16 protein-coding genes are annotated in these 17,127 nt (G+C 35.4%); 9 read left to right on the top strand and 7 right to left on the bottom strand.

The genetic code is table 11. The annotated features are described in order from the left end of the window. Positions 1–82: 82 nt before the first annotated feature. From IC221_RS26680 to IC221_RS26670, 3 genes are read left to right on the top strand one after another with little or no spacing between them, the layout of a single operon-like run. The gene (locus IC221_RS26680) at positions 83–520 is read left to right on the top strand and encodes a hypothetical protein (protein ID WP_188171867.1); all 438 of its coding nucleotides are present in this window, start codon (positions 83–85) and stop codon (positions 518–520) included. Then, positions 520–1,011, top strand: a complete 492-nt coding sequence (locus tag IC221_RS26675; RefSeq protein ID WP_188171866.1) for an RNA polymerase sigma factor — start codon at positions 520–522, stop codon at positions 1,009–1,011. The genes IC221_RS26680 and IC221_RS26675 overlap by 1 nt, the downstream gene beginning before the upstream one ends. Beyond that, complete coding sequence (locus IC221_RS26670) at positions 990–1,634, top strand: hypothetical protein (protein ID WP_188171865.1); 645 nt, start codon at positions 990–992, stop codon at positions 1,632–1,634. The genes IC221_RS26675 and IC221_RS26670 overlap by 22 nt, the downstream gene beginning before the upstream one ends. Positions 1,635–1,693: 59 nt before the next feature. On the opposite strand, the gene IC221_RS26665 is transcribed toward IC221_RS26670, so the two are convergent. The 3 genes from IC221_RS26665 to IC221_RS26655 are packed head-to-tail and all read right to left on the bottom strand — an operon-like array spanning position 1,694 to position 5,038. Then, a complete protein-coding gene (locus IC221_RS26665; RefSeq protein ID WP_188171864.1) occupies positions 1,694–2,302 on the bottom strand; it encodes a hypothetical protein in 609 nt (202 codons plus the stop codon). A gap of 53 nt (positions 2,303–2,355) precedes the next feature. After that, on the bottom strand, positions 2,356–3,765 hold the full coding sequence (locus tag IC221_RS26660) for an ATP-dependent RecD-like DNA helicase (RefSeq protein WP_044207507.1): 1,410 nt from the start codon (positions 3,763–3,765) through the stop codon (positions 2,356–2,358). A gap of 19 nt (positions 3,766–3,784) precedes the next feature. Beyond that, complete coding sequence (locus IC221_RS26655) at positions 3,785–5,038, bottom strand: ABC transporter permease (protein WP_188171863.1); 1,254 nt, start codon at positions 5,036–5,038, stop codon at positions 3,785–3,787. Between the two features lie 186 nt (positions 5,039–5,224). Between IC221_RS26655 and queA the strand changes: the two genes are divergently transcribed. The 4 genes from queA (at position 5,225) to IC221_RS26635 (ending at position 8,967) form a co-directional block, all read left to right on the top strand. After that, positions 5,225–6,271 (top strand): tRNA preQ1(34) S-adenosylmethionine ribosyltransferase-isomerase QueA, encoded by a 1,047-nt coding sequence (gene queA / locus IC221_RS26650; protein WP_188171862.1) that lies wholly within the window; start codon positions 5,225–5,227, stop codon positions 6,269–6,271. 145 nt (positions 6,272–6,416) lie between these two features. Next, the gene (locus IC221_RS26645; protein ID WP_044207513.1) at positions 6,417–6,767 is read left to right on the top strand and encodes an STAS domain-containing protein; all 351 of its coding nucleotides are present in this window, start codon (positions 6,417–6,419) and stop codon (positions 6,765–6,767) included. Beyond that, complete coding sequence (locus tag IC221_RS26640; RefSeq protein ID WP_044207514.1) at positions 6,767–7,177, top strand: ATP-binding protein; 411 nt, start codon at positions 6,767–6,769, stop codon at positions 7,175–7,177. The genes IC221_RS26645 and IC221_RS26640 overlap by 1 nt, the downstream gene beginning before the upstream one ends. A gap of 515 nt (positions 7,178–7,692) precedes the next feature. After that, positions 7,693–8,967 carry a dihydroorotase family protein gene (locus IC221_RS26635; protein ID WP_188171861.1) on the top strand — a complete coding sequence of 425 codons (1,275 nt, stop codon included), beginning with the start codon at positions 7,693–7,695 and terminating at the stop codon, positions 8,965–8,967. A gap of 149 nt (positions 8,968–9,116) precedes the next feature. Here the strand turns inward: IC221_RS26635 and mrdA are convergent, their stop codons facing one another. The 4 genes from mrdA to IC221_RS26615 are packed head-to-tail and all read right to left on the bottom strand — an operon-like array spanning position 9,117 to position 13,951. Then, the gene (gene mrdA / locus IC221_RS26630) at positions 9,117–11,063 is read right to left on the bottom strand and encodes a penicillin-binding protein 2 (RefSeq protein ID WP_188171860.1); all 1,947 of its coding nucleotides are present in this window, start codon (positions 11,061–11,063) and stop codon (positions 9,117–9,119) included. Between the two features lie 18 nt (positions 11,064–11,081). Beyond that, positions 11,082–12,116, bottom strand: coding sequence for a VWA domain-containing protein (locus IC221_RS26625; protein WP_044207516.1), 1,035 nt, complete (start codon positions 12,114–12,116; stop codon positions 11,082–11,084). A gap of 24 nt (positions 12,117–12,140) precedes the next feature. After that, entirely contained in the window at positions 12,141–13,049 is a 909-nt protein-coding gene (locus IC221_RS26620) for a hypothetical protein (protein ID WP_188171859.1), read from the bottom strand. A 29-nt stretch (positions 13,050–13,078) separates the two neighbouring features. Further along, positions 13,079–13,951 carry a DUF58 domain-containing protein gene (locus IC221_RS26615; protein ID WP_188171858.1) on the bottom strand — a complete coding sequence of 291 codons (873 nt, stop codon included), beginning with the start codon at positions 13,949–13,951 and terminating at the stop codon, positions 13,079–13,081. A gap of 171 nt (positions 13,952–14,122) precedes the next feature. Between IC221_RS26615 and IC221_RS26610 the strand changes: the two genes are divergently transcribed. Together IC221_RS26610 and IC221_RS26605 are read left to right on the top strand one after the other, a co-directional pair. Continuing rightward, a complete protein-coding gene (locus IC221_RS26610) occupies positions 14,123–14,494 on the top strand; it encodes a DUF4296 domain-containing protein (protein WP_188171857.1) in 372 nt (123 codons plus the stop codon). 256 nt (positions 14,495–14,750) lie between these two features. Continuing rightward, the gene (locus IC221_RS26605) at positions 14,751–16,946 is read left to right on the top strand and encodes a radical SAM protein (protein WP_188171856.1); all 2,196 of its coding nucleotides are present in this window, start codon (positions 14,751–14,753) and stop codon (positions 16,944–16,946) included. Positions 16,947–17,127: the final 181 nt, after the last annotated feature.

Here is a 17,127-nt window from a genome sequence, read left to right as displayed (position 1 = left end):
TTATCGAAAATAAATATCCCATTTGTAATAAATCTGAAAAAATGACTACTAACCCAATAAACAATCACTAAAAATTACTATTATGAGCATCTTTTCAAATTTCTATTCATCACTAAATACATTGAAAGCGAGTACTATTTTTCCATTTCTATTTCATGACAGCATCGAAAAGAGAGTTTATTCATTTGGAGGAAACAGTGCTGAATTTCAATCATTAATCAATTCGATAACTATAAAATACGGGATGAAAGTTATTCGAAAGAGAGAAAATGAAATCCAATTATTAATGGTAGGAAGTAATGTTATTCCCTCCTCTTCTTTTGAAGGTCTAATGTCTTCTCAGTGTCTGATCAAAATCAAAAGGCGAGTGAAAGAAGAGGAATTAATTATATCTTCTTTCGAAACATTAATGACAGTATCTGAATCGGAGAAAAAGAGCTTTGATAGGGTCATTCAATGTAAACTCAATACATTCATGGCATACCTTCATCAAGAGAACAACACTAAAAGAGCAAACTAATGTCAGCTGAATTTTATGAGGAATATATAGAAAGCAACAAATCCATCATTTATAAAATTTGTAGAGTTTATTCACATTCACAAGAGGAGTTTGAAGACTACTTTCAGGAAGTATGCTTGCAACTTTGGCGATCAAAAGAAAGTTATCAACAACAGTCCAAGTTATCAACATGGGTTTATAGAGTATCTTTGAATACTTGCCTTTCGATGATCAAAAAAGAGCAGAAGAAAGTAAGTACTGTGGAGATCAATGAGAAGATAGATCAAGTACATCATTTCTCTGAGAAAGAAGAGCGATTGGAAGAATTGTATAGAGCAATCAGGATGTTGAAAGAAGTAGATAGAGCTATAATTCTATTGTATTTAGAAGAGCATTCTTATCATGACATCGCCGCAATTTTGGGTATTACACCATCAAACGTAGGGGCGAAAATAAATCGCATCAAAAAACAACTTAAAGAAAATATGCAATGGAAGAAGAGTTTGACTTAATCAAAGGAGTATGGGAAGAGGGGCATCAAACTTCTCCCGATTTAAAATCAGTAAAAGAAACCGCCAAAAACCATAAAAAAGAATCTATGAACTTGATCAATAAAATTGTAAATAAAACAAAGCTAGAATGGGTTATCACATGGGCCGTTATACTATGTGTAGCTCTTTATTACGGAATAACTTCAAACAATTGGCTAGTTGTTGGTCTTGGAGTGTTGCCTGTCGCAGTTTATTTTCTGGATTACCTATTAAAGCTAAAGAAAGTAAGATCTTTTGATAGTTTAGATACCTTGAATTATTTGAAAAATGTGAAAGCCTATATTTTAAAAAGTTATCAACAACAAATAAAAATGCTCATCTATGGGTTACTTCCTTATTCTATGCTTTTTGGCTATTTTTTCGGGGTTTCATTAGGCTTAGAAGCTGAAGGAGATGACATAAGTAGATTATTTGTTTGGGATACCCTCACTCAACTTGTATCGGTATTTTCTATCATAGCCTTATCGATCATTTTTCTATTGTTTAGAAAATTCACTCCACCGGCAATGAATTATTGGATCGATAAATTTTATGGTAAAGATCTGAAGGGAATTGATGAAATGATTGAAGACTTAGAACGCTAATATACAGTAAACAAAAAGTGCCATTGAAGTTTAAATTTCAATGGCACTTTTTTGTGATTCTATATTTTAGTGGCATCCACAATCAGTGAAGTATAATTGGGATTTCCGTCTTTATTTCGTTCATCAAATTGAAGAGATCTTCTGATTTTACCATGACTTAAGCTCCAATCTGAAGTCACAAAATGTTTTTCTTCATCAAAATACTCTACAGGTGTGACCTTAAAACCAATTTCCTCTAACATTTTACCTAACGATTGATAATTATAAAGTACTTTATGATCATCGGCACCAATTCCATTTCCACCAGGTTTTACAAAATCGATGTACTTCTGATCGACATGGTAACCATCTGGAACTGCAATTCTTAAGGTTCCACCTTTTTGCAAAAACTTATAACAATTCTCTGCTGCTTTTGCTCCATCTTCTTGTGTAAGGTGTTCCCAAACATGCTCACCCATGATGTTTTGTAAAGAGTCTTCTTTAAAATAAAAACGCCAATTATCTTCTTTTAAAATGTTCAATCCAAAAATATCACTTCCAATCCAACCTTGATCTTGAATACCGGAACTTCCAACTACAAGCTTATAAGGTGCAGTTGATTTGAATACTTTGTATTTCAATTTCATAGATTCTACAAATTGAATAACCGGTAGAGGGGCTTTAAACATGATATTTTGATTAATAGTAAATATATTCTTGAAAGATAAAGTTTGAGATTTAATTATTCAAAGAATCGATCAGGATAATTCATTAAAAACAACTCTGATTTTGCTCTTGTAATAGCAGTATATTGCCAACGCAAGAAGTCGGTGTCAATCATATCATCTCTCAGATAACCGATGTCTACAAAGATGGCGTCCCACTGCCCACCTTGTGCTTTATGACAAGTCAAAGCATAAGCAAACTTTACTTGAAGCGCATTGAGATATTCATCTTCTTTCAATCTTTTCAATCGGATTTTAGGGCTCTCTATATCCGCATATTCTTCTATGACAGCGTTGTATAACTTTCTAGATTCTTCTCGTTCTAATTGAGGAGTAAATGAATGAAGTGTATCCAAGATGATTTTGGCTTCGACCGTAGGATGGTTTTCATAATCCAATAATCGGAACCTGATATCACAAAAACGGAAGCCATATTTTTCTTCAATATTTCCTACTCCAGCTACCTCAATAAATTCACCATTGGCCAAAAATCCGGCAGGGGAATCTTCATCTAGCCAGAAGTAGTTATTTCTGACTACCATCAAATAATCTCCGGCATCCAGTTCTTCTTCTCGAAAGTGAATTTGTCGTCTGATATATTGATTGTATTGTGTAGCAGCTCGATTGGAACGGGTAATAATGACCGTATTTTCGACCCCATATTTATCATAACCATACAACAAACCATCTTCTAAACGATCAGAACCCATCTTAAAAATATCTTTGAAAGAAGAGGTGTTGAATTGAATATCTGTGTTTTGAGCCAGACAGTTTCTAACTAAAGTGGCATTATATAAAATACCAGAAGTGGAAGCTTGTCGGACTACTTCAGTTAATTCGTGGCTAATAATGCTCAGACGAAATACATTTTGTAAGTAAATTTCATCTAAGGCAGGGCTGATTTCTTGTTTTACCGGAGGAAGCTGCGCAGTATCTCCAATGAGAAAAAGTTTATTGTTGGATTTAGGATCTTCAAAAACATAATCTATAATGGATTTCAAAAGCCCCTCTCCTGCTGTATGCGGTTGATCATCGATCATGGACGCTTCATCAATGATGTAGATCGTATTTTGAGCCTTATTTTTTTGTCTTTCAAACCTCAATAACCCCGTTTCCTTATCCTCTGTTTGTTTGTAGATGATACGATGCACCGTGTACGCCTTTCTTTTGGCATAAGAAGACATCACTTTGGCTGCTCTACCAGTTGGAGCCAACATCATCGTTTTATAAGAATAAAACCTTAATACGTTCGCAAAAGCGGTTAAAACAGAGGTCTTACCCGTACCTGCATAACCCTTTAATAAAAACGTATTTCGTCGGTTATTTTTTTCGAGTACAAACTGATCAAGAAGGTCAAAAAGTTGCTTTTGACCGTCCGTGGGCTCAAAAGGAAAAGACGCACTGATCCTTTCAGAAGGTGTGATCATAAATCTTAGGGGATAATATTTACGCGGCTCTCATTGCTTCTACGGGGTCCATTTTAGCGGCTGAAATAGCAGGTGCTATACCTGAAATAATACCGATTAAACCTGAGATAAGCATACCAATAATTAGGTTTGTAAAGTTAAGTGAAATCACGAATGTTTCAGTAGATAACAACGATAATAATGAAACCAAGAATAGTCCACCTATACCGCCAAAGAAACTTAAGAACATGGATTCACATAAAAACTGTAATAGAATGAAGTAATTTTTAGCACCCAATGCTTTTTGAATACCAATTTGTGAGGTTCTTTCTTTTACAGATACAAACATGATATTGGCGATACTAAACCCACCGACAAGAATAGAGAAAAGTCCGATAATACCACCGGCCACTTTCAAGGATCCTGTAATTCCATTCACAAACTCAACGATGGCGTCTGTTCTGTTAAGAGCAAAATTGTCTTCTTCCTTTGGTTTCAATCCTCTTTTTATTCTTAAAAGTCCACGAAGTTCAGCTAGAATTTCACCCAGGTTTTCGTCTTTATCATACCCTTTTGCAATGAGGTTAGCACTGATCCATCTTCCTTTAGAAGCATAGAGTTTAGTGAGAGCATTATAGGGGATAAAAATAATATCATCATTGCTTGGTGTCGGAATAAAACTTTCCCCTTGCTTCTCAAAAATTCCTATGATTTGAAACTTTGTTCCTTTTGTTTTTATGATTTTACCCAGGCCATCTCCACGAGGAAAAAGTTGCTGTGCTACATCACTACCAATAATTGCTTTTGGAGTACCTGCACTCATCTCACTTTGAGTGAAATAACGGCCTTCACTGATAGGCATAGCATTGATTTTATTGTATTCATAAGAGGCTCCAACAATTTTCCCATCTTCAAAGGAATTACTTCTGTAATTAATGGTATTGCCTCTCTTAGACTCATAAATGGCTATTGATTGTACCCATTTCGCATTTTCCTGAATAAACTTCAGTTCACTTCTGTCTGGGTTGGGGCGTCTATAATATTTCCACCAAGGGTAATCATTCCCGTTTCCGAAAGAAAAAGGCCATTTTCCTATGTAAATCACATTATTACCGAACGAAGAAAGGCTACTTTGTATACCATTGTTAAGAGCATCAACCAAAGTAAAAATGGCAATAATAGCAAAGATACCGACAGTCACACCAAGGAGAGAAAGGACTGTTCTAAGTATATTTTCTTTCAAAGCATGAACTGCAAATCGGAAACTTTCGAAGAAAAGTTTTATAAAAAGCATGTTTTATAGAAAAAATGATGGAAAATTGATGATAAAATCTCTATCTAAAAGATTGTTTGGAAATTATCTAATCTTTATTTGTTAAATTTACCGTCTTGATTTTCAAGGTACGCATTTTGTGTGTATTGTGTAAAGTTAAGCTAATATTGATATTTACAGAAAGAAAATAATACGTAATTTCATTCCATGAAGCTATCCCAATTCCAGTTTGATCTACCACAAGATCTAATCGCTCAGTATCCTGAGGAAAATCGTGACGATGCACGTTTAATGGTTTTACACCGTAAGACAGGAGAAATCGAACACCGAAAGTTCAGAGACATCGTGGAATACTTTGATGATGGAGATGTGTTGGTAATGAACGACACTAAGGTTTTCCCAGCTCGTCTTTATGGTAATAAGGAAAAGACAGGTGCTAAAATCGAAGTTTTCCTTCTTCGTGAACTCAATAAAGAATCTCACTTATGGGATGTATTGGTAGATCCTGCTCGTAAAATCCGTGTAGGTAACAAATTATACTTTGGAGACGGTAGTTTAGTAGCGGAAGTTATTGACAACACGACTTCAAGAGGTAGAACGATCCGTTTCTTAGTAGACGGTGAAGAAGAAGAATTTTATAGAACAATTGAGGAATTAGGTGAGACGCCAATTCCAAGAGATTTAGGTCGTGAGGCTGAGCCATCAGACAAAGATCGTTACCAAACTATCTTTGCTGCTAAGAAAGGTGCTGTAGCAGCTCCTTCTGCAGGTCTTCACTTTACACCTCAAATCGCCAAAAGATTCGAGATCAAGAGCGTTGATATCACTCCTATTACATTGCACGTTGGTTTAGGTGCCTTCAGAGATGTAGATGTGGAGGATTTGACAAAACATAAAATGGATTCTGAGCACTACAGAGTAGGTGAAGAAACAGTAGATATTGTAAACAAAGCATTAGAAAACAAGAAAAATGTTTGTGCTATCGGTACTACAGTACTTCGTTCTTTAGAAACATCTGTATCAGCATCTAACACATTGAAAGGAAACGAAGGATGGACAGACAAATTTATCTTCCCTCCATACGATTTCAAGATTGTAAACTCAATGGTAACAGGTTTCCATAAGCCTAAATCTACATTATTAATGATGGCTACTGCATTTGGTGGTTATGATTTAGTAATGAGAGCTTACGAGGAAGCAATCAAAGAAAAATACCGTTTCTTAAGCTATGGAGACGCTATGTTGATTTTATAATCAGCGTATTGATTTCTTTCAAAAAAATCATATTTGTAAGGTTATAGATCATCATGGTCTATGACCTTATATTTCATGATTTGATAAAAAATGTAAAAAAAAATCAAAATAAGGGAAACCTTAATGATGTTAAACCGTATACGTAATGACTAAAGTAGACGTTAATGTTGTACAAGAAAGTGACTTCACTCTAATCGATGTGGTTGGAGAGCTCGATGCAAGTTCATCTGTAGATTTAGATACAAAGCTACAAGAAGTGATTGACAGAGGAGACAAGAAGTTATTGATAAATTGTGTAGGGTTAACTTACATTTCATCTGCTGGAATTGGAGTTTTTACCTCCAGATTAGACGATATCGAGGCAGACCATATCACAATGGTTTTATTTGATGTTGCAGACAATATTAGAAGTGTATTCGAAATTTTAGGAGTAGATCAATTTTTAAATCTGGCTACCACCAAAGAAGAAGCCATCCAAATTATTAAAGGACAGTGATGTTTAGGAAAAAAGTCAACTGTGAGACCGCTAATCTACATATAATCCGAGAATTTATTCTCTCGGCATTAGATAGCTACAGTGTACCTGATTCCAAACGAGATATGATCGTTGTTGCAGTTGATGAGGTGTGTGCAAATAGAATGATTCATTCTAACAGTTGTGACCCTACCAAAGAAATAGAAGTAACTGTTACTACTACTATAGATGCCGAAAGCGTCGTTATCGAAATCAAGGATAACGGAGAAGCTTTTGATATAAAAACTTATCAGTCCCCAACTATTAATGATGTGATTAAAGAACACCGCAAAGGTGGAATGGGATTGAGACTAGTAAAAAATATTATGGATGCTGTTCAAGTTGTTCAAGTCGGGAAACATCAAGTTTGCAGGCTGGTAAAACAAATTTGAGAGCATTTTTTATTAAGGAGAGATACTGAAAAGTATCTCTTTTTTTATGGTTAAAAATTTGACCGGAAATCAATCTACTGCTGAATACATTAAGTACTTGGAATAAAGTGTTTCTTGCACCATAGTTAAAACTATAAGCAGGTGATACAGTAACCTAACCAAGACTAAAGTCTTGAAGGTTGATAACGAAGGCAACACTTTAGTGTTGTTGGAATCAGTATCATCAGCCCATGACTTCAGTCATGGTACACGATAATTTGTCTCTTTTTTCTTTCTAAAATACTTACATCATTAATTTTATTAGAGTGTTTTCTGTAGCCAATTAGCCCTACTATGTGAAGTTGAAAATAAATAATGGTACAGCGTAACGAGCATTATTCTATTCAAACTCTTCATTCTTAATTCTTCATTCTTCATTTTTTTATCTTAAATTTGTCCGGTTACTCCAATAATCAAACTGATTTTTCATTGGTGTGGCCAAAAATTAATAAAAGATCTTTTTGAGTCACATGGTAATGAAAGAAATTCTGCTCAGTAAGGTAAGAGTATCAGACCCTTCCTCAACCTATCACAAACAAATTGTAAACATCCTTATTAAGGATGGTATCATCGACAAAATTTCCACTGATAAAATTGACGCATCAAATGCTGAAGTCATAGAAGGAAATGAGAAACTTTACGTTTCATTAGGTTGGTTTGATATGAGAGCTACTTTAAATGAACCTGGTGAAGAATTCAAAGAAGATATTGCCTCTTTAGGAAAAGCAGCTGCTTTTGGTGGCTTTACTGACATTGCTACTTTACCGAATACCACTCCAGTAATACAATCCAAAGAAAGCATTCATTTTGTAAAGCAAATGAGCACTTTTTCTCCAGTTCAAATTCACCCAATGGGTGCACTGACAAAGGACTGTAAAGGTGAAGAGATGAATGAGGTAAAAGATATGCACGACGCTGGCGCTGTTGCTTTTACAGATGGAGTAAAATCATCTTGGCACCTTGGTGTTATCAAAAGAGCTTTGATGTACATGCAGTTGTTTGATGGCTTGATGATCGAAAAAGCAGATGAGAAAACGTTGAACAACGACGGTCATATGAATGAAGGTATTCCATCTACATTGATGGGAACGAGAGGTATTCCAAATGTAGCAGAGTGGTTAGCCATTCAAAAAATTATTTCTCTATTGACTTATACAGATGGTAGAGTACACTTTGCTAATATCTCTACGCCGGAGTCAGTGGAGATCATCCGCAAGGCAAAAGCTGAGGGATTAAAAGTGACATGTGATATTGCTGCTCATCAAGTTGCATTTACAGATGAAGATTTATCTTCTTTTGATACCAACCTAAAAGTGAATCCTCCATTCAGATCTCAAAAAGATGTCGATGCACTTTGGGAGGGAATCAAAGACGGAACTATTGATGCTATTGTATCTTCACATACTCCACAAGATACGGAGTCAAAACGTTTAGAATTTGATTTAGCAGATTTTGGTATCATAGGTTTAGAAACAGCTTTCGCATCTATTGTTTCCAACTTACCAAAAGACATTGACGTAGATACGATCATCGAGAAGCTAACAACTAACCCTCGTCAAATTTTAAAGGTAGATCAAGCACCAATCGCAGAGGGAAGCAAAGCTGTATTAACGGTCTTCGATCCTGAAGCAACATGGACTTTCGCTGAAGGAGATATACAATCGAAATCAAGAAACACACCCTTCGTAGGGAAAGAATTAAAAGGTAAAGCTGTAGCGATTGTCAATAAAGGGCAATTGGTAAAAGCGTAGTTCCTTTTTTAGAATAGATTGAACACCACCATAGGTACTTTCAAGGAGTATTTATGGTGGTGTTTTTTAGTACAAAAAAAGAGCATAACTCTTTTCAAATTATGCTCTCTCCTATTCTTTTAAATAAGAACAGTGATATTTTTTTAAATCTAGGCCTCAGGCGAAGTAGTAACTTTGATAGAATCTTGTTTTGCTCTTTTCTTCTGAAGCTCGATTCTTTTTGCTTTCGCTTTTTCTCTACGTTCTTTAAGAAGACGTTCTTTTTCCTTTCTATCTTTTTCTCTCTGAATCAAGTCAACGCTATCCACATATTTTTCAAGGTAGCCTCTTTTTGTTTCCCCATTGACGTATTTTTCCATCATCAAGCTGGCAATAGGTGCTGCCCATGTACCACCAAAACCTGCATTTTCAACATATACAGCAATGGCAATTTTAGGATTATATAAAGGGGCAAAACCCATAAAGATAGAGTGATCTTCACCATGAGGATTTTGAGCTGTACCTGTTTTACCGCAAATAACAATCTCAGGGCTATACGCTCTTCTTGCTGTACCAATACGAGGTACTTCAGACATTGCTCTAGCAATATGATCAACGTATTCTGGCTTTACGTTTACCTTGTGTTTCTCTTTATATTCAGGTAATGGTCCTTCTCCCCCAATATCTTTAATGATATGAGGAGTGTAGTAATAACCTCGGTTTGCGATGATTGCTCCTAAATTGGCAAGTTGGATAGGCATGGCTAACACTTCACCCTGACCGATACTGATGGAATGAATTGTACTGATTTTCCAACCACCACCTTTATAGATTCTATCATATAATCTAGAACTAGGCACAAGACCACCTTTTTCATAAGGCATATCTACTCCAAGCTTACGTCCTAAACCGTATTCCATTACCTCTTCTTTCCACTCATCTAAGGTTTTACGTAAAAGATCTGAGGTCTCATAACGTTTACCTTCGTCATTGAGCATTCTACGAATTTCCTGATAATACCAAGGGTTACAAGAGTTGATAATTGAGCCTGCTACATTTAAGGGAGATTTATGGTCATGACAACCCACAAGGTGTTTGTTACAGCTAAAATAAGTTGTCAAGGTATCTATTGCCCTATTCTGTAATCCAATCATTGCCATAACGGTCTTAAACGTAGATCCAGGAGGATAACGGGATTGCATGGCTCTATTGAAAAGAGGTTTATCTTCACTTCTTGATAATTCACTATAGATTTTAGAAACTCTCTTTCCTTCTCCAGTCAACTCATTTGGGTCATAAGAGGGAGCTGAAATCATTGCTAAAATTTCACCAGTACTTGGATCAATCGCCACGATAGCACCTTTTTTTCTTCTCATTAGCTGTTCACCATAAGCTTGTAAATCAAGGTCAATGGAAGAAGTTAAAGTTGCTCCAACTCTTGGGATAGTATCAAACTTTCCATCCTCAAATTTACCTTTCGTGACCCCTTTTACGTTTTTCATGATGTAGCTTACACCACGTTGACCACGTAACTGTTCTTCGTAATATTTTTCTACACCACTTTTACCGATAAGGTCACCGCTTTGATAATAGTTGGCTGTATCTTTATCTAGAAATGACTTTGAAACCTCTTTTACATAACCAAGTGCATTGGCTAAGCTTTTATGGGGATAGGAACGGATTGTTCTTGCTTGAACACTTAAGCCTTTGTAAGCTATAATTCTATCTTGAATTTTAGCGTATTCCTGTTCAGTTAATTGCTTTTTGAAAGTGGAAGGCTTGTACCATGAATATCTTTTGGCTTTAGTGATATTATCTCTGAACTCTTCAATAGTATAATCCAGCATATCCGCTAATTCCAATGAATCTTCGGGAGCAAGTTTAAAATATTTAGGCACAATCATAATATCAAATACTGCTGCATTTGATGCTAATAGCTTTCCATTACGATCGTAAATCATACCACGTAATGGATATTCTACTACTCTTTCTACGATATTGGCTTCCGCTCTTGTTTTGTAGCTCTTACTGAATACCTGAATATTCAATAATACTATCGCGTAAGTGATAAATAGTACAGAAAAGCCAATGATGATGTGCCAACGTCTTATTTCCATTCTTCCCCTTCGTTCTTCTTAGTCTTCTAAAGCATTTGTAAGGAATGTGCTCTTCAAAGCCATCCATATTAGGAAGAAAGCAATACCCCAAACTAAATAGATGTAGTAAAAATCTTTCGTGTCCTTATATCTTGTTTCTTTGATTTCAGCTTTTTCGTATTGATCAATTTGATCAAAGATTGCTGTTAAAGCCTTATTATTCGTAGCTCTAAAATACTTTCCTTTACCAATTTTTGCAATTTCTCTTAGGGCTGTTTCGTCCAAATGTTGCTCAATATATCTAGGTCTACCAAACATATCTGTTCCATAAGGTACTCTACCCTCTTTTCCTACACCAATTGCATACACTTTTACACCGTAACCATAAGCCAATTCAGCGGCTGTTTTAGGATCAATACTACCTGCCGTATTTTCACCATCTGACAGTAAAATGGCTACTTTAGACTTTGTTTCTGATTCTCTCATACGGTTTATGGCAACACCCAATGCAGACCCAATTGCAGTACCTGGCTCTTTGATCATATCAAAATTAATATCTCTGATCAAGTTTTTCAATAAGCTGTAATCCGTTGTTAAAGGGGCGTAAGAAATGGCTTCACCTGAGAAAATAACCAACCCAATTCTATCTTGAATTCTACCATCAATAAAACGAGTTGCTACTTTCTTAGCCGCCTCCATTCTATTGGGTACAAAATCTTCAATTTTCATGGAATGAGAAATATCCAATATCAACATAATGTCAATACCTTCTGTCCATTGTTCCACTTGTTCATTGGTTTTTTGAGGCCTTGCTAATGCAATCAACATCAACGCCATTGCAATAGAAAGAATCAAAGGAGGTAAAAAACGTAATAAAGTACTCCAATCAGCTTTTAAATGTCCTTCTGGCAAAGCGACATCTAATTTCTGACGTACTCTATAGCGAAATAACCATCTCAATAAAAAGAGGAATGGTATACCTAAAATCCCGTATAAGAAAATAATATTTCCCCAATCATACCCTTTTAGAACTGCAGGTGTAAACCAATCTAATGATAATATATTTTCGTACATGATTGTCTTAGTACTTAATCTTTTCTATTTCTTAAAAACAAATGCTCCTTCAGGCTTCGTCATAGCATATTCTTGCCCTTGCTTTGCCCATTCTTTTAGTCCCTCAAGGATTGCTTTTGCTTCCTCTTCACCTTGTCCAGCATAGATTACTCTATCTAGTACTTTTAATTGCCCTTCTAACTCTTTAGAATGTAGTGCCTGTCCGGCTTCTTTTGAAGTCATGGCTTGAATAGGTATTGCAACCGCAGATGCCATAAATGACTTCCAAATTACCACAGATTCTTCTACATTGTTGACGGTCATTTCATCCACTAGGTGAGAACCATAATCCTGTAAGAATTGATTGTATCGTTTTTGAAGCTTTTTCTTTCTGTAATATTCTTTGATTTTTCCACCAAAACCAATGACAACGACTAAGCCAATAACTATTAAAATACCAATAAAAATCAATAGGTAAGGATAGTTGAATTCTTGACTAACTGGCATGTAATCTACCGTAGCATAAAGCTGAGCAGAATCAGGCATTACCTGAATCAAATCTTTAAAAAAGATACCATCTAAATTAGCAAAAATAGAATCTTTTTCTCCTTGTGTATAAATCCAAACGGGTAAACCTAATTCATAAACTGAATCAATATCATAAGTAGATAAAGTATATTCTACGCAATCCACACTGATATCATTGATTGTTCTCGTAGGAAAATAGGTTTTATCTAACAGTTCAAAGGGAGCGAAATTGTAGGTCGAGTCCGGAAATAATATTTCTGCATCAGCAGGATGTTCAAAGCGAAGGGTATATTTTACCTCTTCTCCCAACATGATACTATCTGTATTGAATCGACCATAAGGAAGGCTTTCTTCCTGTTGTCCTACCACTACATTTGCTGTGAGTATGAATGTGATAAAAAGTATATTAGTTAAAATTTTATTCATTAGAATACGCATTATCAGTCACTCAATATTTATTTTTTTGCTGTATTTCTGATTTTAAACAAGTTGACCAGTTTAGGCACATAATCTTCTTGTGCATTGACAAAGAGATAATTTCCACCATTTCTTCTAATCAAATCACTCAGAGCAATTCGGTTTTTAGCATAAAACTTATCCAAACGATCTCTGAACTGTTTTGAAGAAGTATTGACCCAAATCGTTTTGCCGGCTTCTTTATCAAAAAGAGGAGCAATACCAATTCTAGGGAAAGTGGTTTCTCTATCATCTCCAACATGAATCACAATCAAATCATGCTTTCTACACAATGCTTTCAAATGTCTTTCATATCCTTCGTCTACAAAGTCAGAAATGACAATGACAATTGTTTTTCGTTTCAGCATTGCCAAAGCTTGTCCTAAAGCTCTGCCGATATTTGTTTTAGGTGATCTTGGCTTTAGTCTAAACAACTCACCAAATAGCTGATAAGCATGTTTCTGACCTTTATTAGGCTTCATGTATCTTTCCTTGTCATCAGAGAAACATAACAGTCCTACTGAACTTGCTTCTTTAATGGCTGATAAAGATAATACACCTGTTATTTCTTTGGAGATATCTATTTTTTTCCTTCCCTGCTTACCAATATCTTGAGAGGCACTTACGTCCACTACAAAGAAAACACTTTGTTCTTTTTCTTCCTTAAATGTTTTGACAAAAGTTCCATGTCCCTTTGCACTTACATTCCAATCTATATGTCGGATGTCGTCTCCGTATTGATACAACCTCACATCATCGAACTCCAAACCTGACCCTTTGAATACAGAGTGGTAATCGCCTTGCATGTGCGAGTCGATCGCTTTTCTGATACGAATTTCGTAGCGTCTTAGCTTTTTGAGCAGTTCTTTCATTACAATTCGGTGTTTCTTCTTAACATTTTCTCTTTTCCGAGTTACCAAATTTAGTTCAACCATATTGTTGTGAGCAACTTGAAAGCTCATTTAACACTATTTAACCACAATTTTGGCTGTGGTAACAAAATATGATTCCTGCATTTAAACACTTTGGGTATTTTTGCCTTTATGAAAAGAATATTTAATGTACTCGCATTAGGACTTTTACTTGTTAGTTGCGGTCCTGAAAAACCACAAGCTCCGGCGGATTTATTACCAAAGGATAAAATGGTTGAAGTATTAATAGATCTCTATAAAGCTGAGGCAACTGTGTCAACGCAACATCTTCCTAAAGATCAAGCGATGAACGCCTACCAAAAATTGGAAGCTGGAGTTTACTCTAAAAATAGTGTTGACTCTACTACTTTCAACAATAGCTATGCTTACTACTTAAAAGAGGATGTGACTGCTGCTGCAGAAATCCAAAAAGAGGTAGTGGAAAAGTTAAAAGCAAAGAAAGAAGAATTAGCTAAAGATTCAGCTGATAAGTCAAAAAAATAATTAAAGCTAAATAATCTAGTTCTCCACTTCTTTAGTGAGGGTTAGAGTATTTTGTAAAACATATATAGGAGATGCTATAAAATTATAACTCATCAATGTGGGGTATAATCTTGTGTAATCTCCTTTTCAAGGCCTTTTTTAAGTATCTTAAGTTGAAGAAGGTTTTAGGCACCTTTGAGTGCCTTTTTCTGTTTATATTGAGTTGTTTGTATTCAACTTGATATACTCTCATATGAAATCATTAGATCACTCATAGATGTCTATAAAAACATTATTAGTTACCCCGCCACTCACACAATTAAACACTCCTTATCCGGCTACTGCTTACCTTAAAGGTTTTTTGAGAGAAAAAAATATCGATGCCTTTCAAGTAGATTTGGGGTTAGAATTGGTCTTAAAAATATTTAGTGAAGAAGGTCTTTCCGCTTTATTTGATGAAGCTGAGGAAGTAATTAGTGATTGTTCGGATAACGTTCAGAGGATTTTTATGCTTCAAGATGATTACCTTGAAACGATTGCACCTGTTGTTCGATTTCTTCAAAATAAAGATAATACACTGGCACATAGTATTTGTCAAGATAATTTTCTTCCAAGAGCTAAAAGATTCCAGCAAGTCAATAATGTGGATTGGACTTTTGGTACAATGGGCATTAATGATAAAGCCAGGTATTTAGCAACGCTCTATCTGGAAGATTTAGGAGATTTTATTATTGAAGCCATTACCGAAGATTTTGGTTTTAGCCGATATGCTGAACGAATAGCTATGTCAGCAACTAATTTTTCACCTATTGAAGATGCTTTGCATCAGCCTTCTCATATTTTGGATGAATGGCTTTTGGAAATTCTTGAAGAAAAGATTCAATTGGTCCAACCTGACCTCGTTGCACTTACAGTACCTTTTCCAGGTAACCTTTATGGAGCCTTAAAATGTGGGAAGTATATCAAAGAGAATCATTCTTCCATCAAGGTAGCAATGGGTGGAGGTTACCCCAATACTGAATTACGATCCCTCCAAGATCAAAGGGTTTTCCAGTATCTTGATTTTATCACTTTAGATGATGGTGAAGGACCTTTAATCAATCTACTAAAGTATTTAGAAGGTAAAATTTCTACTCAGCAACTACAACGTACTTATTTAATCAATGAAGAAGGAGCGTTGCAATTTATTGATCAAAAAATTCAAAGTGTTATACCACACGCAGAAATAGGCACTCCTGATTATTCTGATCTTCTTTTAGATCAATATCTATCAGTGATTGATGTGGCTAACCCTATGCACCGACTTTGGAATGATGGTCGTTGGAATAAACTGACTGTAGCACATGGTTGTTATTGGAAAAAATGTACTTTCTGTGATATTTCTTTAGATTATATAGGAAGGTATGACCCAGCTCCTGCAAGTATGATTGTTGATAGAATAGAGAGAATTGTAGCAGAAACAGGGCAGACAGGCTTTCACTTTGTGGATGAAGCGGCTCCTCCTCTAGCACTACGAGATATTGCTATAGAATTGATTAGAAGAGGAACAAAAATTACTTGGTGGGGAAATATTAGATTTGAAAAAACATTTACACCCGACTTATGTAAATTGTTGGAGCTTTCAGGTTGTGTAGCCGTGTCAGGTGGAATAGAGGTGGCTTCTGATCGTTTACTTCAATTGATGAAAAAAGGCGTTTCAGTAAAGCAAGCGGCACAAGTGACTAGGGCTTTTAGTGAAGCAGGTATTATGGTACATGCCTATTTGATGTATGGTTTCCCAACACAAACCACTCAAGAAACAATTGATTCTTTGGAGGTAGTACGTCAAATGTTCAGTAATCACTGTTTACACTCAGGATTTTGGCATCAATTTGCCATGACCGCACACGCTCCTGTTGGTTTGGATCCAGAGGTATATCAAGTGGAACAAAAAGATTTTGAGTTTGAAGGATTTGCATGGAATGACCTTCCGCATAAAGATCCTACAGGTGCTAAACATACCCGATTTAGTGAGGGATTAAAAGCATCTATCTTTAATTATATGCATGGTGTTGAATTAGATTTGCCGGTTCATCGATGGTTTAATTTCTCCACTTCTTCTACTTCTTTAGCACCTAATTTGATCGAAGATTATTTAGCTGAAACAGCAAAAGAAGATCATGAACTTTCAAAACACTCATTAATTTGGTTGGGTAAAGCTCCGATGTTAGAAATTGAAGAAGAAGAAGATTTTGGTCAACTTATTTTCATTAATAAAAAAGAAGATTTAGAAATTGAATGTCATCCTATTTTAGCGGAATGGGTAGCGAATAACATTGAATCTTTCAGTATATATAATGAAGAAGGGTTTTTAAAAGTAGAAGAAATAGCTGAAGCTTTTGAAGAGGAAACCGGATTCTCATTTATTGATTTTACAGAAAGTGAAGCTTGGAGAACTTTAAGAGAAAATGGATTACTTATAATAAGATTGTAATCTATTTGACTTTTCATATTAGACAAAAGCCTAACATTGCATTTTTATAGAGTGTCATTGTTAGGCTTGTGTATTTATGATATAAGTACAAATTCAAAATTATCTAACTGAGCTTTCGCTCTTTTAAAATTTTGATTTTTCATTATTTGATTTAAAGTCGATCTTTATTCTATGAAAAGAT

This window comes from Flammeovirga sp. EKP202 (assembly GCF_014534745.1).
Lineage (GTDB): Bacteria > Bacteroidota > Bacteroidia > Cytophagales > Flammeovirgaceae > Flammeovirga.
This window is presented reverse-complemented; position numbering and strand designations above follow the sequence as displayed.